At 65.0% G+C, this 22,825-nt stretch carries 21 protein-coding genes; 17 read left to right on the top strand and 4 right to left on the bottom strand.

Translation table 11 applies throughout. The features are described 5' to 3' along the window. The first annotated feature begins 147 nt into the window (after window positions 1-147). The 6 genes from FB481_RS10220 to FB481_RS10195 all read left to right on the top strand — a co-directional run bounded on the left by FB481_RS10220 (window position 148) and on the right by FB481_RS10195 (window position 7,354). Complete coding sequence (locus FB481_RS10220; RefSeq protein WP_093500863.1) at window positions 148-894, top strand: amino acid ABC transporter permease; 747 nt, start codon at window positions 148-150, stop codon at window positions 892-894. Next, window positions 891-1,559, top strand: a complete 669-nt coding sequence (locus tag FB481_RS10215) for an amino acid ABC transporter permease (protein WP_178109863.1) — start codon at window positions 891-893, stop codon at window positions 1,557-1,559. The genes FB481_RS10220 and FB481_RS10215 overlap by 4 nt, the downstream gene beginning before the upstream one ends. Beyond that, window positions 1,556-2,290 carry an amino acid ABC transporter ATP-binding protein gene (locus FB481_RS10210; protein ID WP_147176255.1) on the top strand — a complete coding sequence of 245 codons (735 nt, stop codon included), beginning with the start codon at window positions 1,556-1,558 and terminating at the stop codon, window positions 2,288-2,290. The genes FB481_RS10215 and FB481_RS10210 overlap by 4 nt, the downstream gene beginning before the upstream one ends. A 74-nt stretch (window positions 2,291-2,364) precedes the next feature. Then, window positions 2,365-4,038, top strand: coding sequence for a gamma-glutamyltransferase (gene ggt, locus FB481_RS10205; protein WP_093500867.1), 1,674 nt, complete (start codon window positions 2,365-2,367; stop codon window positions 4,036-4,038). A gap of 99 nt (window positions 4,039-4,137) precedes the next feature. Then, window positions 4,138-6,039, top strand: a complete 1,902-nt coding sequence (locus FB481_RS10200; RefSeq protein ID WP_147176254.1) for an ATP-binding protein — start codon at window positions 4,138-4,140, stop codon at window positions 6,037-6,039. After that, the gene (locus tag FB481_RS10195; protein WP_093500871.1) at window positions 6,032-7,354 is read left to right on the top strand and encodes a sigma-54 dependent transcriptional regulator; all 1,323 of its coding nucleotides are present in this window, start codon (window positions 6,032-6,034) and stop codon (window positions 7,352-7,354) included. Before FB481_RS10200 ends, FB481_RS10195 begins: the two co-directional genes overlap by 8 nt. 52 nt (window positions 7,355-7,406) lie before the next feature. On the opposite strand, the gene FB481_RS10190 is transcribed toward FB481_RS10195, so the two are convergent. Next, complete coding sequence (locus FB481_RS10190) at window positions 7,407-8,318, bottom strand: LysR substrate-binding domain-containing protein (RefSeq protein WP_093500873.1); 912 nt, start codon at window positions 8,316-8,318, stop codon at window positions 7,407-7,409. Between the two features lie 177 nt (window positions 8,319-8,495). On the opposite strand from FB481_RS10190, the gene aspA reads away from it, so the two are divergent. The 3 genes from aspA to FB481_RS10175 all read left to right on the top strand — a co-directional run bounded on the left by aspA (window position 8,496) and on the right by FB481_RS10175 (window position 11,812). After that, on the top strand, window positions 8,496-9,953 hold the full coding sequence (aspA, locus tag FB481_RS10185) for an aspartate ammonia-lyase (RefSeq protein ID WP_093500875.1): 1,458 nt from the start codon (window positions 8,496-8,498) through the stop codon (window positions 9,951-9,953). A gap of 166 nt (window positions 9,954-10,119) precedes the next feature. Beyond that, entirely contained in the window at window positions 10,120-10,887 is a 768-nt protein-coding gene (locus FB481_RS10180) for an ABC transporter substrate-binding protein (protein WP_093500877.1), read from the top strand. 157 nt (window positions 10,888-11,044) lie between these two features. Further along, window positions 11,045-11,812, top strand: coding sequence for an ABC transporter substrate-binding protein (locus FB481_RS10175; protein ID WP_093500879.1), 768 nt, complete (start codon window positions 11,045-11,047; stop codon window positions 11,810-11,812). Between the two features lie 400 nt (window positions 11,813-12,212). On the opposite strand, the gene FB481_RS10170 is transcribed toward FB481_RS10175, so the two are convergent. Beyond that, on the bottom strand, window positions 12,213-13,025 hold the full coding sequence (locus tag FB481_RS10170; RefSeq protein WP_093500881.1) for a helix-turn-helix transcriptional regulator: 813 nt from the start codon (window positions 13,023-13,025) through the stop codon (window positions 12,213-12,215). Window positions 13,026-13,190: 165 nt separating this feature from the next. Here FB481_RS10170 and FB481_RS10165 point away from each other — a divergent pair, with 165 nt between their 5' ends. The 3 genes from FB481_RS10165 to FB481_RS10155 all read left to right on the top strand — a co-directional run bounded on the left by FB481_RS10165 (window position 13,191) and on the right by FB481_RS10155 (window position 16,322). After that, window positions 13,191-14,639 carry a sodium:alanine symporter family protein gene (locus tag FB481_RS10165; RefSeq protein WP_147176253.1) on the top strand — a complete coding sequence of 483 codons (1,449 nt, stop codon included), beginning with the start codon at window positions 13,191-13,193 and terminating at the stop codon, window positions 14,637-14,639. 206 nt (window positions 14,640-14,845) lie between these two features. Next, on the top strand, window positions 14,846-15,835 hold the full coding sequence (locus FB481_RS10160) for an asparaginase (protein WP_147176252.1): 990 nt from the start codon (window positions 14,846-14,848) through the stop codon (window positions 15,833-15,835). Between the two features lie 88 nt (window positions 15,836-15,923). Further along, window positions 15,924-16,322, top strand: a complete 399-nt coding sequence (locus FB481_RS10155) for a hypothetical protein (protein WP_093500887.1) — start codon at window positions 15,924-15,926, stop codon at window positions 16,320-16,322. 66 nt (window positions 16,323-16,388) lie between these two features. On the opposite strand, the gene glsB is transcribed toward FB481_RS10155, so the two are convergent. Both glsB and FB481_RS10145 read right to left on the bottom strand, forming a co-directional pair. Beyond that, window positions 16,389-17,297 carry a glutaminase B gene (gene glsB / locus FB481_RS10150; RefSeq protein WP_093500889.1) on the bottom strand — a complete coding sequence of 303 codons (909 nt, stop codon included), beginning with the start codon at window positions 17,295-17,297 and terminating at the stop codon, window positions 16,389-16,391. Between the two features lie 83 nt (window positions 17,298-17,380). Continuing rightward, window positions 17,381-18,277 carry a homocysteine S-methyltransferase family protein gene (locus FB481_RS10145; RefSeq protein WP_147176251.1) on the bottom strand — a complete coding sequence of 299 codons (897 nt, stop codon included), beginning with the start codon at window positions 18,275-18,277 and terminating at the stop codon, window positions 17,381-17,383. A 111-nt stretch (window positions 18,278-18,388) separates the two neighbouring features. Between FB481_RS10145 and FB481_RS10140 the strand changes: the two genes are divergently transcribed. The 5 genes from FB481_RS10140 to FB481_RS10120 all read left to right on the top strand — a co-directional run bounded on the left by FB481_RS10140 (window position 18,389) and on the right by FB481_RS10120 (window position 22,694). Continuing rightward, the gene (locus FB481_RS10140) at window positions 18,389-19,210 is read left to right on the top strand and encodes an ABC transporter substrate-binding protein (RefSeq protein WP_147176250.1); all 822 of its coding nucleotides are present in this window, start codon (window positions 18,389-18,391) and stop codon (window positions 19,208-19,210) included. Continuing rightward, window positions 19,207-20,043 carry an amino acid ABC transporter permease gene (locus tag FB481_RS10135; protein ID WP_147176249.1) on the top strand — a complete coding sequence of 279 codons (837 nt, stop codon included), beginning with the start codon at window positions 19,207-19,209 and terminating at the stop codon, window positions 20,041-20,043. Before FB481_RS10140 ends, FB481_RS10135 begins: the two co-directional genes overlap by 4 nt. 2 nt (window positions 20,044-20,045) lie before the next feature. Next, on the top strand, window positions 20,046-20,510 hold the full coding sequence (locus FB481_RS10130; protein ID WP_093501232.1) for a hypothetical protein: 465 nt from the start codon (window positions 20,046-20,048) through the stop codon (window positions 20,508-20,510). 70 nt (window positions 20,511-20,580) lie between these two features. Then, window positions 20,581-21,036 carry a GNAT family N-acetyltransferase gene (locus FB481_RS10125; RefSeq protein ID WP_177323593.1) on the top strand — a complete coding sequence of 152 codons (456 nt, stop codon included), beginning with the start codon at window positions 20,581-20,583 and terminating at the stop codon, window positions 21,034-21,036. 74 nt (window positions 21,037-21,110) lie between these two features. Next, on the top strand, window positions 21,111-22,694 hold the full coding sequence (locus tag FB481_RS10120) for a gamma-glutamyltransferase family protein (RefSeq protein WP_147176248.1): 1,584 nt from the start codon (window positions 21,111-21,113) through the stop codon (window positions 22,692-22,694). The last annotated feature ends 131 nt before the right edge of the window (window positions 22,695-22,825 follow it).

The raw sequence follows: 22,825 nt of genomic DNA, 5'->3' as shown, positions 1-22,825 counted from the left end.
CGAGAAGGGGCGTAGCGGGAACCCGGAGGGGCCGGCGGCCTCTCCATCCATTTCCTGACGAAGCCAAAAATCGTTCGCTGACGCGGATGCGGGAAGCTGTTGCCCGCCGCCGGCTTCGCTGCGTCCACTCACCTGAGGGGAAACCCGATGAACTACAACTGGGACTGGGGCATCTTCTTCAAGTCCACCGGCATTGGCGATGAAATCTACCTGGAGTGGTTCATCACCGGTCTGGGCTGGACCATCGCCATCGCCCTGGTCGGCTGGCTGATCGCCCTGTCGCTTGGCTCGCTGCTCGGTGTGATGCGCACCGTGCCGAACCGCCTGATCTCCGGGATCGCCACCGCCTATGTGGAGATCTTCCGTAACGTACCGCTGCTGGTGCAGCTGTTCCTCTGGTACTTCCTGGTGCCGGACCTGCTGCCCGAGCCGCTGGAAATCTGGTTCAAGCAGGACCTCAACCCGGCTACCTCGGCCTACCTGAGCGTGGTCGTATGCCTGGGCCTATTCACCGCCGCCCGCGTCTGCGAGCAGGTGCGCACCGGCATCCAGGCACTGCCCAAGGGCCAGACCGCGGCGGCCTACGCCATGGGTTTCCGCCTGCCACAGATCTATAAAAATGTACTGCTGCCCCAGGCCTACCGGATCATCATTCCGCCGCTCACCAGCGAGTTTCTGAACATCTTCAAGAACTCCTCGGTGGCTTCGCTGATCGGCCTCATGGAGCTGCTCGCGCAAACCAAGCAGACCGCCGAATTCAGCGCCAACCTGTTCGAAGCCTTCACCTTGGCGACGCTGATCTACTTCACCCTGAACATGAGCCTGATGATGATCATGCGCATGGTCGAGCGTAAGGTCGCCGTGCCGGGCCTGATTTCCGTGGGAGGCAAATGATGGACTTCAGTCAGATCATTCCCGCTCTGCCAGGCCTCTGGGAAGGCATGGCCATGACCCTGCAACTGATGGTCATGGGCGTTATCGGTGGCGTGGTTCTCGGCACCCTGCTGGCGCTGATGCGCCTGTCGAACAGCGTGCTGCTGTCCAAGATCGCCGCCACCTACGTCAACTACTTCCGCTCGATCCCGCTGCTTCTGGTGATCACCTGGTTCTACTTCGCAGTGCCGTTCATCCTGCGCTGGATCACCGGTGAAGACACCCCCGTGGGCGCGTTCGCGTCCTGTCTGGTGGCCTTCATCATGTTCGAGGCGGCGTACTTCTGCGAAATCGTCCGTGCCGGCATCCAGTCGATTCCGCGCGGCCAGATGGGCGCGGCCCAGGCACTGGGCATGAGCTACGGCCAGACCATGCGCCTGATCATCCTGCCCCAGGCGTTTCGCAAGATGACTCCGCTGCTGCTGCAGCAGAGCATCATCCTGTTCCAGGACACCTCGCTGGTTTACACCGTCGGCCTGATGGACTTCCTCAACGCCGCCCGCTCGCGTGGCGACATTCTGGGCCAACCCCATGAATTCCTGATCTTCGCCGGCCTGGTCTACTTCACCATCAGCTTCGCTGCCTCGCAGCTGGTCAAGCTCCTGCAAAAAAGGTTAGCCGTATGATTTCCATCAAGAACGTCAACAAGTGGTATGGGGACTTCCAGGTGCTGACCGACTGCACCACGGACGTCAAGAAAGGCGAAGTGGTCGTGGTCTGCGGGCCGTCCGGTTCGGGCAAGTCGACCCTGATCAAGTGCGTCAATGCCCTGGAGCCGTTCCAGAAGGGCGACATCGTGGTCGACAGCACTTCGATTGCCGACAAGAAGACCAACCTGCCCAAGCTGCGCTCGCGCGTCGGCATGGTGTTCCAGCATTTCGAGCTGTTCCCGCACCTGACCATCACCGAGAACCTGACCATCGCGCAGATCAAGGTGCTCGGCCGCAGCAAGGAAGAAGCCACCAAGAAAGGCCTGGCCCTGCTCGAGCGCGTTGGCCTCAAGGAGCACGCCCACAAGCATCCGGGTCAGCTCTCCGGTGGCCAGCAGCAGCGCGTGGCCATCGCCCGCGCCCTGGCGATGGATCCGGTGGTGATGCTGTTCGACGAACCGACCTCGGCGCTCGACCCGGAGATGGTCAACGAAGTGCTCGACGTGATGGTGCAGCTGGCCCACGAAGGCATGACCATGATGTGCGTGACCCACGAGATGGGCTTCGCCCGCAAGGTCGCCGACCGGGTGATCTTCATGGACGCCGGCAAGATCGTCGAGGACTGCCCCAAGGAAGAGTTCTTCGGCGATATCAGCGCCCGCTCCGACCGCGCCCAGCAGTTCCTCGCCAAGATCCTTCAGCATTGATGCGCCAGGCCCGCTATCGCCTTGATAGCGGGCCTTCTAGACTCGAGAAGCACAATAAAAATCGAGGTTCCATCATGCGTGTTCTGCACTTCAAAACCCTGACACTCAGCGTCGCCATCGCCGCCTGCAGCAATGCCGTGCTGGCCGCCAATCTGGACGGCGGCGCGGTCGCCGCGCCTGACGAATACGCCGCCAAGGTGGCCGCCGATATCCTCAAGAAAGGCGGCAACGCGGTCGACGCCGCCGTCGCCACCGCCTTCACCCTGGCCATCACCTACCCCGAAGCCGGCAACATTGGCGGCGGCGGTTTCATGACCCTGTTCATGGACGGCAAGCCGTACTTCCTCGACTACCGGGAAACCGCGCCCAAGGCCGCTACCAAAACCATGTACCTGGACGACAAGGGCGAGGTGATCGAAAACCTCAGCCTGGTCGGCGCCAAGGCCGCCGGCGTGCCCGGCACGGTGATGGGTCTGTGGGAAGCCCACAAGCGCTTCGGCAAGCTGCCGTGGAGCGAGCTGCTGACGCCCGCCATCGGCTACGCCAACAGCGGCTTCAAGGTCGCCGACCAACAGTTCCAGTACCGCGAAGACGCCATCGGCCTGTTCAACGGCAAGACCAACTTCACCGCACACTTCGGCAGCATGCGCCCGGGGGAAACCTTCAAGCAGCCGCTGATGGCAGCGACCCTGGAGCGCATTGCGGCCAATGGCCCGGATGAGTTCTACAAAGGCAAGACCGCCGACCTGCTGGTCGCCCAGATGCAGCACGACGGCGGGCTGATCACCAAACAGGATCTGGCCGACTACCGCGTCAAATGGCGCGAGACGATGCGCGTCGACTGGCAGGGCAACAGCCTGTACACCGCGCCGCTGCCCAGCTCCGGCGGCATCGCCCTGGCCCAGCTGATCGGCATCAAGGAGCAGCGCGCCGCCGACTTCAAGGGCGTCGAGCTGAACTCCGCGCGCTATATCCACCTCCTGGCCGAGATCGAGAAACGGGTGTTCGCCGACCGTGCCGATTACCTGGGCGACCCGGACTTCTCCAAGGTACCGGTCGCCAAGCTGGTCGACGCCAGCTACCTCAAGCGCCGCGCCGCCGAGGTCAACCCGACCGCCATCTCGCCGACCGAGAAGGTTCGCCCCGGCCTGGAACCGCACCAGACCACGCACTTCTCCATCGTCGACGCCGACGGCAACGCGGTCAGCAATACCTACACCCTCAACTGGGACTTCGGCAGCGGCGTGGTAGTCGAAGGCGCCGGCTTCCTGCTCAACGACGAGATGGACGACTTCAGCTCCAAACCTGGCGTGGCCAATGCCTTCGGTGTGGTCGGTAGCGATGCCAACGCCATCGAGCCGGGCAAGCGCATGCTGTCGTCGATGAGCCCGAGCATCGTCACCCGTGACGGCAAGGTCAGCCTGGTGCTGGGCACGCCCGGCGGCTCGCGGATCTTCACCTCGATCTTCCAGGTGCTCAACAACGTCTACGACTTCAAGTTGCCTCTGGAGAAGGCTGTAGCCGCCCAGCGCGTGCACCACCAGCTGCTGCCCAAGGACACCATCTATTACGACGCCTACGCGCCGCTCACCGGCAAGGTCGCCGACGAGCTGAAGGCCATGGGCTACGTGCTCGAAGACCAGGGCTGGAACATGGGCGATATCCAGGCCATCCGCGTCGACGGGCGCAGCCTGCAAACCGCTTCCGACCCCCGCGGTCGCGGTGTCGGCATGGTGGTCAAACCCTGAGCGGCATGGCATGACTCACGTTTCACGGCACCGCTGCGCCCGCAGCGGTGACCGATCCGCCCTGCCCTTGCGCGGGCTGGCTCGGTCGCGGTGACTGTGATGCAATGCGTGTCCATCAGTCTCCCTGGGGTGCCGCCCGCCTTGGCTGCCAAACCGCGCTACGTCCGCCACCTGTCACTGACCCTGCTGATGCTGGCGCTGGTGGCTACCTGTGGTTACGCCGGTTACTACCTGAGCGAACAGTCGGGTATCCGCAGCCTGGTCGACAGCGGCGAGCGCCAGCTCGAGCTCAACGCCCGGGCAGTGGAAAGCGAGATCAACAAGTACACCTACCTGCCCAGCCTGCTGGAGCTCGAATCCAACGTCAGCCGCCTGCTGCTGACGCCCGATGCCTACCGGCGCCAACGCGTCAATGACTACCTCGAAGGCCTCAACCAGCGCAGCGGCAGCCTGGCCATCTACGTGATGGACACCGACGGCCGGGTGCTGGCCACCAGCAACTGGCGCCAGGCCGACAGCTACCTGGGCGAGGACCTGTCGTTTCGCGCCTATTTCCAGGATGCGCTGAAAGGCGAACAAGGCCGCTTCTACGGCATCGGCAGCACCACCGGCGAGCCAGGCTACTACCTGTCCCATGGCCTGCGTGCCAACGGCCGGATCATCGGCGTGGCTGTGGTCAAGGTGCGCCTCGACCCACTGGAGCAGCGCTGGCAGCGGGCGCGACTGGAAGCCTACGTCAGCGACGAGAACGGCATCATCATCCTTTCCAGTGATCCGGCGCGACGGCTCAAGGCCGTGCGCCCACTCAATGCCGACACCAAGGAACGCCTGGCGCGCAGCCTGCAATATCACTGGTCGTCACTCGACGAGCTGATGCCTCTGGCACGCGAGGCGCTGGCCAATGGCGTCGAGCAGGTCAGCTTCGCGGGCCATAACGCGCAGGATGCCAGCGAGGTTACCAACTATCTGGCCCAGAGCCGCCCGCTGGAAGACACACCCTGGCACCTGACCCTGCTCAGCCCGCTGCAGGACCTGCGCCGCGAAGCGGTCAGCCACGGCATGCTGGCCGCCGCCGCCTTCGCCCTGCTGGCCTTTCTGCTGATCGCCTGGAACGAGCGCCGCAAGGTGATCGCCACCCGTCTGGCCGCCCGCGAAGCCCTGCAGCGCGCCAATAGCGAGCTGGAGCGCAAGATCACCGAGCGTACCGCCGACCTGCGTGCCAGCAACGAGCGCCTCAAGGCGCAGATTCGCGAACGCCGCCAGGCCGAGCAAACCCTGCGCCTGGCCCAGGACGAGTTGGTGCAGGCCGGCAAGCTGGCGGTCATCGGGCAAATGTCCACCAGCATCGCCCACGAGCTCAACCAGCCGCTGGCGGCGCTGCGCACGTTGTCCGGCAACACTGTGCGTTTCCTGTCCCGCGGCGCCTATGACGTGGCAACCACCAACCTGCAGACCATCAACGAGCTGGTCGACCGCATGGGCAAGATCACCGGCAGCCTGCGCGCCTTCGCCCGCCGCGCCAACGATGGCGGCGAAGCCAGCCTGAGCAAGGCCGTGGACGCCGCGCTGCAGGTCGTGCAGCCGCGCCTGGAGCGCACGCCACTGACCATTCACCGCGAGTTCGCCGACGCACGCCTGGCGATCAACCAGACCCGCCTGGAGCAGATTCTGGTCAACCTGATCGCCAACGCCGCCGATGCCATGAGCGCCCAGGCAGATCGCCAGCTGTGGTTGCGGGGCAGCGCAGAGGGCGAGCGCTATCGCCTGCGCGTGATCGACAACGGTCCCGGCATCGCCCCCGAAGACCGCACCCACCTGTTCGAACCCTTCTTCACCACCAAGCCCGGCGAGCAGGGCCTGGGGCTTGGTCTCACGCTGTCCGCCAGCCTCGCCGCGGCTGCTGGCGGCAGCCTCAGCGCCGACCATCCGCCCGAGGGCGGCACCGCTTTCGAACTCAACCTGCCGCAGGTTGCCGCTGCTTTGGAGACACCCGATGAATGACGACCTCACCGTGCTGATCGTCGAAGACGACCCCCACGTGCTGCTCGGTTGCCAGCAGGCCCTGGCCCTGGAAGACATTCCCTGCGAAGGCGTGGGCAGCGCCGAAGACGCCTTGCAGCGCATCGGCGCGGACTTTCCAGGCATCGTCATCAGCGATATCCGCCTGCCCGGCATGGATGGTCTGCAGCTGCTCGGCGAGCTCAAACGCCGCGACCCGAGCCTGCCGGTGGTGCTGATCACCGGCCACGGCGACATCGGCATGGCGGTCGGCGCCATGCGCGACGGCGCCTACGATTTCATGGAAAAGCCCTTCTCGCCCGAGCGCCTGGTCGACGTCGCCCGTCGCGCCCTGGAGCAGCGCAGCCTGGCCCGCGAGGTGTCGTCGTTGCGCCGCCAGCTGGCCGGCAAGCAGGCCCTGGAGCAGCGCCTGATCGGCCGCTCGCCGGCCATGCAGCAACTGCGCGAACTGATCGCCAACGTCGCCGATACCTCGGCAAACGTGCTGATCGAAGGCGAAACCGGCACCGGCAAGGAGCTGGTCGCCCGCTGCCTGCACGATTTCAGCCGCCGGCAGAGCAAGGCCTTCGTGGCACTCAATTGCGGCGGCCTGCCGGAAAACCTGTTCGAGAGCGAAATCTTCGGCCACGAAGCCCACGCCTTCACCGGCGCCGGCAAGCGCCGTATCGGCAAGATCGAGCACGCCAACGGCGGCAGCCTGTTTCTCGACGAAATCGAAAGCATGCCGCTCAACCTGCAGATCAAACTGCTGCGCGTGCTGCAGGAACACAGCCTGGAGCGCCTGGGCTCGAACCAGCCCATCGACGTCGATTGCCGGGTGATCGCCGCCACCAAGGCCGACCTTGACGAAGCCGGCAAGGCCGGACTGTTTCGCAGTGACCTCTACTACCGCCTCAACGTGGTGACCCTGGAACTGCCGCCGCTGCGCGAACGCCGCGAAGACATCGCCGTGCTGTTTGAGCACTTCCTGCAGCTCTCGGCCCTGCGTTTCGACCGCGCCGCGCCGGAGCTGGACCGCCACACCCTGGCCGCGCTGATGGCCCACGACTGGCCCGGCAACGTGCGCGAGCTGCGCAATGTCGCCGAGCGCTTCGCCCTCGGCCTGCCGGCCTTCAAGAAAAGCGGCGCCCAGGAAGGCAACGCCGCCACCTTCGCCGAAGCCGTGGAAGCCTTCGAACGCAACCTGCTGGTCGACGCCCTCGAACAGCACGCCGGCAACCTCAGCCAGGCCGCCCAGGCCCTCGGGATGGCCAAGACCACGCTGTTCGACAAGGTGAAGAAGTACGGACTGGGGTAAAAGCCGAGCAACTATCTAAAGATCACTGTGGGAATCGCTGGTCGCGCCACTTCTAGCCCTCCTCCCGCCCCACACCCCCTTCCAGCTTGCGCCACAAAAGCCGCACCGCCGCCTTGCGCGACATGCTCCAGCGGTACAGTCGGATCTCCAGCGGGATGTGCCAATGCTCCTTGCCGCACACCACCAGTTCGCCCCGCGCCAGCTCGGCGTTCATCGACAGGCGCGGTACCCAGGCCACGCCCAGGCCTTGCAGGGCCATAGCCTTGAGGCTGTCGGCCATGGCCGTTTCGTGCACGGTGGTCGAGCGCAGGGCGCGCTGGCGCAACAGCAGGTTCACCGAACGGCCCAGGTAGGTGCCGGCGCTATAGGCCAGCAGCGGTACGCTCTGCCCGGCGTCCAGATCGAACAATGGCGTGCCCTGCTCGTCCACGGCGCATACCGGCAGCATCTCGCTGACGCCCAGGGGTAGCGACGGAAACAGATCGGGGGCCAATTGCACGGCGGCGTCCTGGTCGTGATAAGCGAGGATCAGGTCGCAGGTGCCTTCGCGCAGCGAGTGCACCGCCTCGCCGACGTTGGTCGCCACCAGTCGGGTGGTCAGCGGCAGGCCGTCCCGGCGCAGGCGGGCGATCCATTCCGGGAAAAAGCCGAACACCAGTGAGTGTGCCGCGGCGATTTGCAGCGCCTCGCCCTGCTGCCCTTCCAGGTGATGCAGGTGACGCACCACTTCGCCGAGCTGCTCGACCATGCTGCGCGCGGTGAGCAGGAACAGCTGGCCGGACTCGGTCAGCTCGATCGGCGTGCGCGAGCGGTTGACCAGGGTCAGGCCGAGCGCCGCCTCCAGGCTCTGGATGCGCCGGCTGAAGGCCGGCTGGGTCACAAAGCGCTTTTGCGCCGCGGCGGAAAAGCTGCGCGTGGCGGCCAGGGTGACGAAATCTTCCAGCCATTTGGTTTCCAGGTTCATGGGCGTCCTCGCCTCGCGCAGCGCAATGCACACGTTTGGTGCAAAGAATTGGTCACAGCTACATTATGCCGATTGCGCATAGCCCAGCAAACAACAGCATTGGCCGCCAACGCTCCACAACCCTTATTCTTTGGCCCATCGCGGTATCTTCCGCCCAATCAAGAGAATTGAGACATCATGTCCGCTGCTGCATCGTTCCGCGTCGAAAAAGACCTGCTTGGCACCCTCGAAGTCCCGGCAGAAGCCTACTACGGCATCCAGACCCTGCGTGCGCTGAACAACTTCCGCCTCTCCGGCGTGCCCCTGGCCCACTACCCGAAACTGGTCGTGGCCCTGGCGATGGTCAAGCAGGCCGCCGCCGACGCCAACCGTGAGCTGGGCCACCTGCCCGCCGAAAAACACGCGGCGATCAGCGAAGCCTGCGCACGCATCATCCGCGGCGATTTCCACGAGCAGTTCGTGGTGGACATGATTCAAGGCGGTGCCGGCACCTCGACCAACATGAACGCCAACGAGGTGATCGCCAACATCGCCCTGGAAGCCATGGGTCATGCCAAGGGTGAATACAAGCACCTGCACCCGAACAACGACGTGAACATGGCGCAGTCGACCAACGACGCCTACCCGACCGCCATTCGCCTGGGCCTGCTGCTCGGCCACGACACCCTGCTGGCCAGCCTGGACAGCCTGATCCAGTCGTTCGCCGCCAAGGGTGAGGAATTCGCCCATGTACTGAAGATGGGCCGCACCCAGCTGCAGGACGCCGTACCGATGACCCTCGGCCAGGAATTCCGCGCCTTCGCCACCACCCTGGGTGAAGACCTGGCGCGCCTGCGCAGCCTGGCACCGGAGCTGCTGACCGAAGTGAACCTGGGCGGCACCGCCATCGGTACCGGCATCAACGCCGACCCGGGCTACCAGCACCTGGCCGTGCAGCGCCTGGCGCTGATCAGCGGCCAGCCACTGGTGCCGGCCGCTGACCTGATCGAAGCCACCTCCGATATGGGCGCCTTCGTGCTGTTCTCCGGCATGCTCAAGCGCACCGCGGTCAAGCTGTCGAAGATCTGTAACGACCTGCGCCTGCTGTCCAGCGGCCCGCGCACCGGCATCAACGAGATCAACCTGCCGGCGCGTCAGCCGGGCAGTTCGATCATGCCGGGCAAGGTCAACCCGGTGATCCCGGAAGCGGTCAACCAGGTCGCCTTCGAAATCATCGGCAACGACCTGGCGCTGACCATGGCAGCCGAAGGCGGCCAACTGCAGCTCAACGTCATGGAGCCGCTGATCGCCTACAAGATCTTCGACTCGATCCGCCTGCTGCAACGCGCCATGGACATGCTGCGCGAGCACTGCATCAACGGCATCACCGCCAACGAAGCCCACTGCCGCGCCCTGATGGAGAACTCCATCGGCCTGATCACCGCGCTCAACCCCTACATCGGCTACGAGAACTCCACCCGTATCGCCAAGGAAGCGTTGATCAGCGGCCGCGGCGTGCTGGAGCTGGTGCGTGAAGAGCAACTGCTGGACGACAGCACCCTGGCCGAGATCCTGCGCCCGGAAAACATGATCGCTCCGCACCAGCTCAAGCCCCTGACCCCGCCAGCCAAGGACGCGGTCGAGCAGCAGCGCTAAGGTCTGTTGAGGTTGCAGCACAAGCCGCGCTGCAACCTTGACTGCACCACTAGACCCGAAGCCCCGTACCGTTCAGCGGTACGGGGCTTCGCTTTGTTAGGGATTGATTGCCGTTTGCCCGCGCGCAGGCTAAAAGAGCGGCAGTCCTAACAAAGAGAAGTCGCCAATGACCAGCAAATCCGCATGGCTGCTGTGCCTGCTGTCCATCTGCGGGGCATTCGCCCTGCCTGCCCATGCCGAGTTGCCGCCGGGTTATCAGGTGGTGCTGCAGACGGAAAACTTTCCGCCATTCAACATGGCGGACAACGAAAAGAACTTCGCCCGCGACGCCAATATCCAGGGTGTCAGTACCACCATCGTGCGCGAGATGTTCAAGCGCGCCGGCATCGACTACAGCCTGACCCTGCGCTTCCCCTGGAGCCGCATCTACGACGCCACCCTGGCCAACGCCAACCACGGCCTGTTCTCCACGTCGATGAACGAGGCGCGGCGCCCGCTGTTCAAGTGGGTCGGGCCTATTGCCAAGGTCGAGCGCGTATTGCTCGCTGCGCCCGGCTCCAACATTCCCAACCTGACAGGCCTGGAACAGGCACGCCAGTACCGCATCGGCAGCTACAAGGACAGCGCCGCCGCCCAGGCGCTGGAGAAGGCCGGCCTGCAGCCGAACAACACGCTGCGTGACCAGGAGAACATCAGCAAGCTCACGGGCGGCAAGATCGACCTGTGGGGCACCACCGATCCGGTGTGGCGCTACCAGGCCCGCCAGGAGGGCGTGACCGGCCTGCGCAACGTGCTGACCTTCGACCGCGCCGACCTCTATCTGGCCCTCAATCTGGATACACCGGACGAAGTGGTCACCCGCCTGCAACAGGCGCTCGATCAGATGAAGACCGAAGGCTACGGCACCTGCAACAAGCACCCGGAACTGTGCTGAGCATCGCGCCGCGGCCTCCTCACACCGCACTCTAGAACGCACACAGCACGCAAAAGCTCCAGACCGGTTCACAGTCTGGGGCTTTGCTCGTGACGACTCATTGCCGTTTGTGCAGCGGCGCGCTAAAAGGGCGGCGGCCTAACAAGGAGTCGTTCCGATGAGAGTCAACACCGCATGGTTTGCCGGCCTGCTGACCATTTCCAGCCTGTTCGCCCTGCCCGCCTACGCCGAGCTGCCAGCGGACTACAAGGTTGTGCTGCAGACCGAGAATTTCCCACCGTTCAACATGGCCGAAGGCGACAAGAACTTCGCCCGCGACGCTAAAATCCAGGGCGTCAGCACCACCATCGTGCGCGAGATGTTCAAGCGTGCCGGCATCGACTACACCATGACCCTGCGCTTCCCGTGGAGCCGCGTATACGACGATACCCTGGCGAATGCCAACTACGGGCTGTTCTCTACCGCGATGAGCGAGGCGCGCCGCCCGCTGTTCAAGTGGGTCGGGCCGATCGCCAAGGTCGAAGGCGTACTGCTCGCTGCGCCGGCTTCGAAGATCGAAAACCTGAGCAGCCTCGAGGAGGCCGCCAAGTACCGCATCGGTGCCTACAAAGACGGCGCGGTCAGCCAGAGCCTGGAGCGCGCCGGCCTGCAAGCGACCAACGCCCTGCGCGATCAGGAGAACATCGCCAAGCTCACCGGCGGCAAGATCGACCTGTGGGCCACCACTGACCCAGTATGGCGCTACCACGCCCGCCAGGCCGGCGTGACCGGCCTGCGCACCGTGCTGGTCATCGACCGCTCGGACATGTACCTGGCGCTCAACCTGGAGACGCCAGACGAAGTGGTCACCCGCCTGCAACAGGCCCTCGACCAGATGAAGAACGAAGGCTACGGCACCTGCAACAAGCATCCGGAGTTGTGCTGATAGCCACTGCAAGGGCATGCCTTCACAGATAAAGCCAATAGCGGTCGGTGAGCAGAGTTCATTTTGTAGGAGGGGCTTTAGCCCCGAGCGTTATTAGGGTGCAAAGAGCTCGCGGCTAAAGCCACTCCTATGCATTGCGCACACGGCGGCTCTCGTCTTGAAATAGATCGTAGGGTGGGTGAGCGGCGCCAAACACAAGCTGCCGATGGCAACGCTCTCGGCACGCCGCGTAACCCACCGAGCGATATATAGCGTTGTGCCCGTGGTGGGTTACGGCGCGCCAAAAACCTCAATCATGCTCAGAACGTAACAAGCGCCTCCACCCACCCTACGACGCGTGCGCAGCCGCTCGGGCTGTAGGATGGGCGCCAGCCCATCAAGGTGTACTCCCCATACCGCCTCACTCCACCTCGAACAACCCTTCACGCACCGGCGCATGGGCCAGGCGCTGGCGGATGTCTTCGTCGATACGCGGGTCGTCCGGCTGGTAGAGCATCACCTGGCGGTAGGTGCTGATGCGATTGATCTCGGTGCCGAGAAATTCCCAGACCACCCGGGTACACGCCGGCGTACGTCGGTCGCCGCTGGATACCCCGGTCTTCAGGCCGTTAAGACGGGTGATGCGGCTCTTGAAGCTGGGGATCAGGATGGTCTGGCTCATCTCGTTGACGGTCAGCGACTCGTAGTCGATGAGAAACAGCCGGTCTTGCAGCTGAAAGGCAGCGCCCAGGTAGCGGCAGCGCGCCGAGTCGTCGGCCAGCCCGCCTGTGGATAACACCTGACGCTCCTGGCGCTCGAACATGAAGTTGCCGCCCTCCTCACGCATGTGCACCAGCGACAGCAAGATGGTGCCCGGCACCGACATGCAGTTGGCGTATTCGAAGTAATAGCCGCAATAACGCGACAGGTCACCGGAGCTATCACGTAACGGCTGTAACAACGCGTGTAACGGATCCTGCTGCGCCGGTGCGCCGATCTGGGTGCCACGGGCGCCGATCAGGCGCGCGAACTGCTCACCCGGCAGGCCCAGTTCGTAGCCCTCGACACCGAAGAAATCCCCAATCCTTTTGAGGTTATAGGCCGTGGGCTGGCTCTCTCCGGAGAGGTACTTGTTGAACTGGGCGCGGTTGATGCCGACCTTGCGGCACACCTCCGCAATGGACCGGTAGTGGCTGCAGAGCAGCCGCAGATTCTCACCGAGGTGACTGGACATGATGGGCTCAGATGATGCGAGTGACGTGATTCTAGCATCAGGTCGCATCACTTAGTATCGACCCGCGAAATTGTTCGAGGGGTCACCTTGCTCAAACATTAGCCACCGCATCTCGCGTCAGCGTTCGCCTGCGAACAATCACAATAAGAATCGAGGATTCTCATCATGCTCGAAGTACTGAACGACTTCCTTTCCGGGAAAGTGTTGATCGTGCTTATCGTCGGCCTGGGTAGCTACTTCACCCTGCGTTCGCGTTTCGTCCAGTTCCGCCATTTCGCCCACATGTTCAGCGTGTTCAAGGACTCGATCCGCAGCAGCGGTGGCCAGCTCAGCTCCTTCCAGGCCCTGATGCTCAGCCTCGCCGGCCGTGTTGGCGCCGGTAACATCGCCGGTGTCGGCATCGCCGTGACCCTCGGCGGCCCAGGCGCGGTGTTCTGGATGTGGGTGACCGCGCTGGTCGGCATGTCCAGCAGCTTCTTCGAATGTACCCTGGCTCAGGTCTACAAGCGCAGCGACGGCGATGGCCTGTACCGCGGCGGCCCGGCCTACTATATCCAGCACGGCCTGAAGCTGCGCTGGATGGCGATGGTCTTCGCCGTGCTGCTGCTGGTCACCTACGGCTTCGCCTTCAATGGCCTGCAGTCGTTCACCGTGACCCACTCGCTGGAAAACGCCTTCAACATCCCGGTTCAATACAGCGGCATCGCTCTGGCCGTGCTGCTGGGCCTGGTGTTCATCGGCGGTATCAAGCGCATCGCCTCGGTGTCCGACCTGCTGGTTCCGGTCAAGACTCTGGCCTACATCGCCGTCACCGTGTACGTGATCATCAGCCAGATCGAGCTGGTGCCGGGCATGCTGGCCACCATCGTCAAGAGCGCCTTCGGCCTCGAGCCGGCCTTCGCCGGCCTGCTGGGCAGCGCCATCGTCATGGGTGTCAAGCGCGGCGTGTTCGCCAACGAAGCCGGCCTGGGCAGCGCCCCGAACGTGGCTGCCGTGGCCTCGGTCAAGCACCCGGCCGCACAGGGCGTGGTTCAGGCGTTCAGCGTGTTCCTCGACACCTTCGTGATCTGCACCTGCACCGCGCTGCTGATCCTGCTGTCGGGCTTCTACACCCCGGGTTTCGAAGGTGACGGCATCGTCCTGACCCAGAACTCCCTGGCTGCAGTGGTCGGTGACTGGGGCCGCACGTTCATCAGCGTCGCGCTGAGCCTGTTCGTGTTCACCTGCATCCTCTACAACTACTACCTCGGCGAAAACGCCCTGCAGTTCCTGGTTGGCCGCAGCAAGGTTGCCCTGCTGGCCTACCGTGGCCTGGTCCTGGCACTGATCTGCTGGGGTTCGATGCAGAACCTGGGCACCGTATTCGCCTTCGCCGACATCACCATGACCTGCCTGGCGTTCGTCAACCTGACCGCCCTGGCCATGCTGATCAAAGTGGGCCTGCGCGTCATGAAGGACTACGACGAGCAACGCAAGGCCGGTATCGACCAGCCGGTGTTCGACGGTTCCAAGTTCGCTGACCTGGACCTGGATCGCGCCTCCTGGCCGACCGCCAAGCCAGCCGTTGACGCTCAACCGCAGAGCGCACCGGAACTGCTGTCGACTCAGCGCTGAGTAGCACCGCCTGATCGGATGGCGCGCCACGCGCCATCCGGTCCTGCCGCCCGCAGGCGGCTTTCCCTTTCCTGCCGATGCCCTTGCTCGATAACGAGCGAGCCGGGATCGGCTTGGCCTGGAGATTGCCTCCCGGGTCTTTAACGAGTGGCGATCGGATGTATCCTGCCCCTTTCCATACCCATTCTTTCAATAAGGAAAAAGGCATGCCTGCCGTACAAAAACTCCTCGTGCTGTATACCGGCGGCACCATCGGCATGCAGGCCAGCGCCGGCGGCCTGGCCCCTGCCTCCGGCTTCGAGGCACGCCTGCGCGCACAGCAAGCCGAGCAGCACGAACAGGTACCGACGTGGGTATTTCGCGAGCTGCTGCCGCTGATCGACAGCGCCAACATGACCCAGGCCAACTGGCTGGCGATGGTCGCGGCGATCCGTCAGGGCGTCGAGCAGGACGGCTGCGACGGCGTGCTGGTACTGCACGGCACCGACACCCTGGCCTACAGCGCCGCGGCCCTGAGCTTTCTGCTGCTGGGCCTGCCGGTGCCGGTGGTGATGACCGGCTCGATGCTGCCGGCCGGCGCCGACAACAGCGACGCCTGGCCCAACCTGTTCGGCGCCATGCAGGCCCTGCACGATGGCGTGGCACCTGGCGTGCACCTGTACTTCAACGGTGCCCTGATGCACGGCGCGCGGGTCAGCAAGCTGAGCAGCGATGCCTTCGATGCCTTCCACGTGGTGCCGCGCCTGCGCCAGGGCGAGCGCCTGGCCGAACTGCCTGCGCATATCGACTTCCGCCAGAGCCGCCAGGCGGTCAACCTGCTCGCCCTGCCGCTGGTGCCGGGCCTGCGCGCCAGCCACCTGGGCGCCCTGCTGGACAGCGGCGTGCAGGGTTTGCTGCTGGAGTGCTATGGCAGCGGCACTGGCCCGTCGGACAACGCCGAACTGCTCGACGTACTGCGCGAGGCCCACGGCCGCGGCGTGGTGCTGGCAGCGATCAGCCAGTGCGCGCGCGGCCATGTGGAATTCGGCGTCTACGCCGCCGGCAGCCAGCTGGCCTCGGTGGGCCTGATTTCGGCGGGTGGCATGACCCGCGAAGCGGCCCTGGGCAAACTGTTCGCCCTGCTCGGTGCCGGCCTGGCACAGGACGAAGTGGAGCGACTGTTCAGCCTCGACCTGTGTGGCGAGCGTGTGGAGTAAGGCATGGATTAGGGTGCGACGAGCCGGTATAGTCGCGCCCCGCTGACAGTAAGCCAGCGTCTATTCCCCTTATTCACAAGGACGTTCCATGCCTTTGTTCCGCTCCGCCGTATTCCTCCTGCTCGCCCTGGCCATCACGGGCTGCTCGACCAAAGCCTTCTTCAAACTGCCGGAAAACAGCACCGTTGCCATCAACGAGCGCGCCGAGCAGCACCCGCAAGGCCTGGTCAAGATTCGTCCGTTCTTCTGGAACCGCGCCGGTGGCGTGCCGTACAAGCTGACCAGCACCACCACTGGCCAGCCGATCTCCGAGGGCAAACTGAGCACGCGCTTTCGCGTCGTGTCGATCTTCTGGCCGCCGTACAGCATCATCTACTGGCCGATGGGCTTCCGTCACCCATGCTATGACCTGACCGCTCCGGTGGCCGGCACCTGCAGCGACCAGGACCTGAAGATGCTGCGCAAAGCGCAACGCGACGCCGAGTAAACCGCGCGGCTGCCGCTCAGGCAGCCCACACCTGCCGGGATCGAAGTGCGCTTCGATCCGGCTTCCTCAGAATACCGACCAGCCGATCCGCTCGCTGAGCACTTCCAACGCGGCCATACCCGCCAGGGAATTGCCCGCCTTGTTGAGCCCCGGCGACCATACGCAGATGGTGTACTGCCCCGGCACGATGGCGACGATGCCGCCGCCCACGCCGCTCTTGCCCGGCAGGCCGACGCGGTAGGCGAAGTTGCCGGCTTCGTCGTAAAGCCCGCTGGTGGCCATGATCGAATTGACCTGCTGGGTCTGCCGCGCGCTGAGAATCTGCTCGCCGCTGTGTTTGCAGAAGCCGTCGCGTGCCAGGAAGCAGAACGCCTTGACCAGGTCCACACAGCTCATGCTCAGGGCGCAGTAGCTGAAGTAATTGCGCAGCACCATCTCGACGTCGTTGTGGAAATTGCCGAAGGACTGCATCAGGTAGGCCATCGCCGCATTGCGCGCGCGGTGCTGGTATTCGGATTCGGCGATATGGCGGTCGATCACCACATGGGGGTTGCCCGACAGGCGCCGTACGAAATCGCGCATCGACAGCGCCGGGGCGGCGAAGCGCGACTGGTTGATGTCGCTGATCACCAGGGCACCAGCGTTGATGAACGGGTTACGCGGCCGGCCGTTTTCCAGCTCCAGCTGCACAAGGGAGTTGAACGGCTGGCCCGAAGGCTCGTGGCCCAGACGTTCCCAGATGCTCTCGCCGGAATGCTGGATGGCCTGCACCAGGCTGAACACCTTGGAAATGCTCTGGATCGAGAACGGCGTGTGCGCATCACCGGCGGTGAACAGCTCGCCATCGTTGCCGTAGACGGCGATACCGAGCTGATCCACCGCCACATCGGCCAGGGCAGGAATGTAGGTGGCGACCTTGCCCTGGGCGATCAGAGGGCGGACCTGGTCGAGGATTTCATTCAACAACGCTTGCATGGACACGCTCGCAATCCGGCCCGGCGGCTGCCGGGCTCAATCAGCCATAGACGCCACGACTGACCCGCAAAGCACAGCGACGTTCAGAGGCGCTGCGCCAATTCGGCGATGTGCTCCGGGCCGATGCCGCAGCAACCGCCCAGGTGGCTGGCACCGCGTGCGCGCCAGTCGGCGACCCAGCGCAGGTAGCCCGGCGGGTCGAGGTCTTCGCGCAGCGGGTCGAGGCCGTCGTTGGCGGTGGCTTCCTCGGGTTGCGGTGGGAAAGCGTTGGCGTAGGCGCCGATAGCGACGTTCGCACCGAGGCTGGCGAAGACTTCGCGCGCCGCGTCGATGGCGTCACCGATCACTTCCGGTTGGCTGCAGTTGAACAGCAGCACCTCGACGCCCAGTTCGGCCGCCGCCCGCGCCGCTTCGGCCACCGGCTCGCCGGAACGCAGGCGCGGTACCTCATCCACGTCTTCATCGCGCAGGGTGAACGACAGCCAGAACGGCTTGCCGTCTTTGGGCAAGTGGGCGTGAATGGCTAGCGCCTCGGCGATGGCGCTCTGGGTTTCCGCCAGCCACAGATCGACGTGGGGGGCGAGGCCATCGAGCAGCGGGGTCAGCAACTCGGTGACGCGCTCAGGCTGGAACAGGTCCGGGCGGTACGAGCCGAACAACGGCGGCAGCGAGCCGGCGACGCGCACGCCCTTGCCAGCCTTGTCCGCTGCGCTGCGCGCCAGTTGGCCGGCACGCGCGGCCAGGGCACGGCCTTCGGCGGCGAAGCGCTGCTCACCGATATGAAAGGGCACCACGGCGTAGCTGTTGCTGGTGATTACCTGGCTGCCGCTGGCGATATAGGCGGCGTGCACCGCTTCCACCTGCTCCGGCGCCTCGGTCAGGGCCAGGGCGGACCACTCCGGCTGGCGAAACGGCGCGCCGCGGCGCTGCAGCTCGCGGCCCATGCCGCCATCCAGCAGAATCAGAGATCGCTCGCTCATATAAGCTCCAGTCATATCGATATGCATTCAATTCATTTGGATGCTTCTATTTATAACTATTTAATACGCCGAAATTGCCGCTCACAACCTTTTTCTCGCCCAAGGATTTCCGTGAAAACCACTCTGCTCGCCGCCCTCGGCCTGACCCTCGCCTCCGTCTGCAATCTGGCTCTGGCCGGCCCGACCCTCGACCGCATCGAGAAGAACGGCGAGCTGGTCAACGTGCTGATGGAAAACTACCCGCCGTTCTCCTTTCTCAATGACCAGAACCAGCTCGACGGCTTCGACGTCGATGTCGCCAAGGCCGTGGCCGATAAGCTGGGCGTCAAGCTGCGCCTGGAAACGCCGTCCTGGGACGTGATCGCCGCCGGCCGCTGGAACGGCCGTTACGACATCTGCATCTGCTCGATGACGCCCAGCCAGGCGCGCGCCCAGGTGTTCGATTTCCCGGTCACTTATTACGCATCGCCGGCAGTGATCGTAGTCAACGCCAGCGATGACCGCATCCACTCGGCCAAGGACCTCTCGGGCCTGAAGGTCGGCGTTACCAGCGCCTCCTCCTACGAGGGCTACCTGAACAAGGACCTGGTCATCGAAGGCGCCGAGGACAAGCCGCTGGTCTATCCGTTCGACGCCGTGCAGGTTGCGCCCTACGACAACGACACCGTGGCTTTCCATGACCTGGCCCTGGGTGCCGGCGTGCGCCTCGACGCGATCCTCACCAACCTGGTCACCGCCCAGCCGCGTATCGATCAGGACAAACGCTTCAAGCTGGCCGGCAGCGCGCTGTACGCCGAACCCAACGCCGTGGCCATCGAGAAGGATGACGCCGAATGGCGCGCCAAGGTCGAGAGCGTCTTCGCAGAGCTGCGCCAGGACGGTACCCTGGCAGCCATCTCCAAGAAGTGGATCGGTTCCGATATCAGCCAATGACACCCCCACCTGAATCCCCTCGCCCGCCTCCCATGGCGGGCGAGTCGTTGCTGCAACGCCTGTTCGGCTTTCGCACTCGCCTGTACCTCACCTGGGCGAGCCTGTTCGCCCTGTGCGTGGCGTTCTTCCTGAGCTTCGATCTGAAGTTCTCGATCATCCTCGACAAGCTGCCCAACCTGCTCGGTACCAGCCTGGCGCCCAACGGTTTTCTGCAAGGCGCGGCGCTGACCCTGTTCCTGTGCTTCTGCTCGATCTGGGCGTCCCTGGCGCTGGGCTTCGTCACCGCCCTGGCGCGACTTTCGAAGAGTGCCGTGGCGTTCGGCATCGCCACCTTCTACGCCTCGTTCTTTCGCGGCACACCGCTGCTGATCCAGATCCTGCTGATCTACCTGGGCCTGCCACAGCTGGGCGTGGTGCCAGGTGCGGTCACCGCCGGAATCATCGCCCTGTCGCTGAACTACGGTGCTTACCTGAGCGAAATCTTCCGCGCCGGTCTGCTCGGCGTGCCGGCCGGCCAGCGCGAAGCCTCCCTGGCGCTGGGCCTCAAGCCGGTGGTGATCTTCTGGCGGGTGACCCTGCCCCAGGCAATGCGCACCATCATCCCGCCGACCACCAGCCAGTTCATCTCCATGCTCAAGGACTCGTCGCTGATCTCGGTGATGGGCGTCTGGGAAGTGATGTTCCTGGCCCAGTCCTACGGCCGCTCGTCGTACCGCTACATCGAGATGCTGACCACCGCCGCGGTGATCTACTGGCTGCTGTCGATCGGCCTCGAGCTGATTCAAACACGCCTGGAACGGCATTACGGCAAGGCCTACCTGAACGAGCGATGAGCATGCAGATACCCGCCGCCGCCATCGAGCGCCTGCTGCGCATCGACTGGTTCGCCAACATCGGCAAGCCGGCGGCGCTTGCCGGCGTGCGCCAGATCGAGCAGAGCGAGCTGGGCTCGTCGCTGGCCGGCGACGCCTGGGAAGCCACCACGCTGGAGGCACGCAACGCCATCACCGGGCGCCTGGCGCGGCTGCATCTGGCCCAGTATCAGGCCTGGAACGAGCTGGCAGGCCAGGCCAAGACCGCCCTGCAGCCACTATGGCAAAAGCTGCCGGTCGACCTTGCTGATAACGCCGTCCTCGCCGACCTGCAGTGGATCCTGCACGCCTACCTGATGGAAGCCGCCTACCGCCAGGCGCTGGTGCCGCCACTGTTCTTCGACAGCCTGATCCAGATCTACGAGGCCGGGCATATCCCCTGCGGCTGGGACGGTGAATGGCCGAAAGGGCAGCTGGTCATCTGCTGAGCCACTGCGCTTGCGGTGAGCGCCGTCACCCCGCAGGATGGCGGTCGACCGAGTTACAGGAGACCTGCCGATGACCGTTCGCATTCCCGTGGACATCCGCGCCGTCAGCGCCGCTGATCACGCCGCCTGGCTGCCGCTGTGGCAGGGCTACCAGCGCTTCTACATGACCGAGATCGATGCGGCGACCAGCGACCTGACCTGGCAGCGCTTTCTCGACCCGAGCGAACCGATGTTCGCCGCCCTGGCCTGGCGCGACGGCGAAGCCATCGGCCTGGTGCACTGGATCTACCACCGTTCCTGCTGGACCACCGGCGACTACTGCTACCTGCAGGACCTGTTCATCGGCAAGGACGTGCGCGGCAACGGCATCGGCCGCCAGCTGATCGAACACGTCTACGCCGAGGCGGCCCAGGCCGGCTGCTCACGGGTGCACTGGCTGACCCACGAAACCAACGCCAAGGCCAAACTGCTGTACGAGCGCATCGGCGAACGCTCGGGGTTCGAGCAGTACCGCAAGTTGCTCTGAACACCGCACTAGGTACAAAGCCTGCCAGCGCCGGGCATGCGCGCCCACCTGAAAACAGCTGAGGAACACGATCCATGCTCAAGAGCACCCACGCCACCGGCGGCCTGTTCGTCGCGCCCCACCATCTCGCCGCCCAGGCCGGGCGCGACGTGCTCAAGGCTGGCGGCAGCGCCGTGGAAGCGATGGTCGCTGCGGCGGCCACCATCGCGGTGGTCTATCCGCACATGAATGCCATCGGTGGCGACGGTTTCTGGCTGATCCACGAACCAGGCAAGCAGCCCATCGCCATCGATGCCTGCGGCAGCAGCGCGGCCCTGGCCGATCGCGATTTCTACGCCGGCCACGCGCAGATTCCCAGTCGCGGCCCGCTGGCCGCGCTGACAGTGGCCGGCACCGTCGGCGGCTGGGCCGAGGCCCTGGCACGTACAGCCCATTGGCAGCCACAGCGGGCGCTGCCCGAGCTGCTCGCCGATGCCATCGGTCACGCCCGGCGCGGCATCGTGGTCAGCCGCAGCCAGGCGCACCTGACCCGCGCCAAGCTGGCCGAGCTGGAGGGCGTACCGGGCTTTGCCGAGGTCTACCTGCGCGAGGGCCAGCCACCGCGCGAAGGCGACCTGCTGCGCCAGCCGGCCCTGGCCGACACCCTGCAGCGCCTCGCCGACGCCGGCCTGGACGACTTCTACCGGGGCGAGTTGGCCGCGCGCATGGCCGCCGACCTCGAGCGCCTGGGCAGCCCGCTGCGCCTGGCCGACCTGCAGGGCTACCGGGCCCGCGTCGTCGAACCGCTGAGCGTGCGGCTGAGCGATGCCACCCTGTATAACATGCCGCCGCCGACCCAGGGCCTGGCTTCGCTGCTGATCCTTGGCATCTTCGAGAAGCTCGGCATCGAACAGGCCGAGGGGTTCGCCCATGTGCACGGGCTGGTCGAATCGACCAAGCAGGCCTTCCTGATCCGTGACCGCGTGGTGACCGACCCGCGCCGCGTGCCGGAAGACCCGCAGAGCCTGCTGACCGACGCCAACCTGCAGCGTCTGGCCGACAGGATCGATCCGCGACAGGCGCTGGCCTGGCCGCAACCGGCGCAGCCGGGCGACACCATATGGATGGGTTGCATCGATGCCGAGGGACGCGCGGTGAGTTTCATCCAGAGCGTGTACTGGGAGTTCGGCTCCGGCGTGGTGCTGCCGTCCACCGGGGTGGCCTGGCAGAACCGCGGCATCAGTTTCTCGCTCGACCCGACCGCGCTGCAGGCCCTGGAGCCGGGGCGCAAGCCGTTCCACACGCTCAACCCGGCCCTGGCGCTGTTCGACGATGGCCGCACCCTGAGCTACGGCACCATGGGCGGCGAGGGCCAGCCGCAGACCCAGGCGGCGATCTTCAGCCGCTACCGACTGGGCAGCGACCTGCAGGCCGCGGTCAGTGCGCCGCGCTGGCTGCTGGGCCGCACCTGGGGCGACGTGAGCACCACGCTGAAGCTGGAGAGCCGCTTCCCGGCCGAACTGGTCGAGCGGTTGCGCCAGGCGGGGCACGTCGTCGACGTGCTGGACGAGGTCTTCAGCGACACCATGGGTCACGCCGGCGCCCTGCTGCGCCACCCCAACGGCGTGCTGGAAGGCGCTGCCGATCCACGCAGCGACGGCAGCGTGTGCGGGTTGTGATCCTGAGCCGCAGAACGAAAACGCCCCGCTGATCAGCGGGGCGCTTGCATTGGCGAGTTCGTAGCCTCGCAGGATGGACGTCGTTTTTCACATCCAGCGCAACGCTGGATCGATGAAGCGTGATCCACCCT

The organism is Pseudomonas sp. AG1028, assembly GCF_007993955.1.
Lineage (GTDB): Bacteria > Pseudomonadota > Gammaproteobacteria > Pseudomonadales > Pseudomonadaceae > Aquipseudomonas > Aquipseudomonas straminea.
This window is presented reverse-complemented; position numbering and strand designations above follow the sequence as displayed.

Bases quoted from the DNA above. Each gene is read 5' to 3' on its own strand.
- FB481_RS10160 (WP_147176252.1), top strand. From the start codon at position 14,846: ATGCCTGCCGTACAAAAACTCCTCGTGCTGTATACCGGCGGCACCATC.
- FB481_RS10155 (WP_093500887.1), top strand. From the start codon at position 15,924: ATGCCTTTGTTCCGCTCCGCCGTATTCCTCCTGCTCGCCCTGGCCATC.
- FB481_RS10195 (WP_093500871.1), top strand. From the start codon at position 6,032: ATGAATGACGACCTCACCGTGCTGATCGTCGAAGACGACCCCCACGTG.
- FB481_RS10170 (WP_093500881.1), bottom strand. From the start codon at position 13,025: ATGTCCAGTCACCTCGGTGAGAATCTGCGGCTGCTCTGCAGCCACTAC.
- aspA (WP_093500875.1), top strand. From the start codon at position 8,496: ATGTCCGCTGCTGCATCGTTCCGCGTCGAAAAAGACCTGCTTGGCACC.
- FB481_RS10175 (WP_093500879.1), top strand. From the start codon at position 11,045: ATGAGAGTCAACACCGCATGGTTTGCCGGCCTGCTGACCATTTCCAGC.
- FB481_RS10180 (WP_093500877.1), top strand. From the start codon at position 10,120: ATGACCAGCAAATCCGCATGGCTGCTGTGCCTGCTGTCCATCTGCGGG.
- FB481_RS10125 (WP_177323593.1), top strand. From the start codon at position 20,581: ATGACCGTTCGCATTCCCGTGGACATCCGCGCCGTCAGCGCCGCTGAT.
- FB481_RS10165 (WP_147176253.1), top strand. From the start codon at position 13,191: ATGCTCGAAGTACTGAACGACTTCCTTTCCGGGAAAGTGTTGATCGTG.
- FB481_RS10215 (WP_178109863.1), top strand. From the start codon at position 891: ATGATGGACTTCAGTCAGATCATTCCCGCTCTGCCAGGCCTCTGGGAA.
- FB481_RS10135 (WP_147176249.1), top strand. From the start codon at position 19,207: ATGACACCCCCACCTGAATCCCCTCGCCCGCCTCCCATGGCGGGCGAG.
- FB481_RS10210 (WP_147176255.1), top strand. From the start codon at position 1,556: ATGATTTCCATCAAGAACGTCAACAAGTGGTATGGGGACTTCCAGGTG.
- FB481_RS10145 (WP_147176251.1), bottom strand. From the start codon at position 18,277: ATGAGCGAGCGATCTCTGATTCTGCTGGATGGCGGCATGGGCCGCGAG.
- FB481_RS10200 (WP_147176254.1), top strand. From the start codon at position 4,138: ATGCAATGCGTGTCCATCAGTCTCCCTGGGGTGCCGCCCGCCTTGGCT.
- FB481_RS10190 (WP_093500873.1), bottom strand. From the start codon at position 8,318: ATGAACCTGGAAACCAAATGGCTGGAAGATTTCGTCACCCTGGCCGCC.
- glsB (WP_093500889.1), bottom strand. From the start codon at position 17,297: ATGCAAGCGTTGTTGAATGAAATCCTCGACCAGGTCCGCCCTCTGATC.
- ggt (WP_093500867.1), top strand. From the start codon at position 2,365: ATGCGTGTTCTGCACTTCAAAACCCTGACACTCAGCGTCGCCATCGCC.
- FB481_RS10130 (WP_093501232.1), top strand. From the start codon at position 20,046: ATGCAGATACCCGCCGCCGCCATCGAGCGCCTGCTGCGCATCGACTGG.
- FB481_RS10120 (WP_147176248.1), top strand. From the start codon at position 21,111: ATGCTCAAGAGCACCCACGCCACCGGCGGCCTGTTCGTCGCGCCCCAC.
- FB481_RS10220 (WP_093500863.1), top strand. From the start codon at position 148: ATGAACTACAACTGGGACTGGGGCATCTTCTTCAAGTCCACCGGCATT.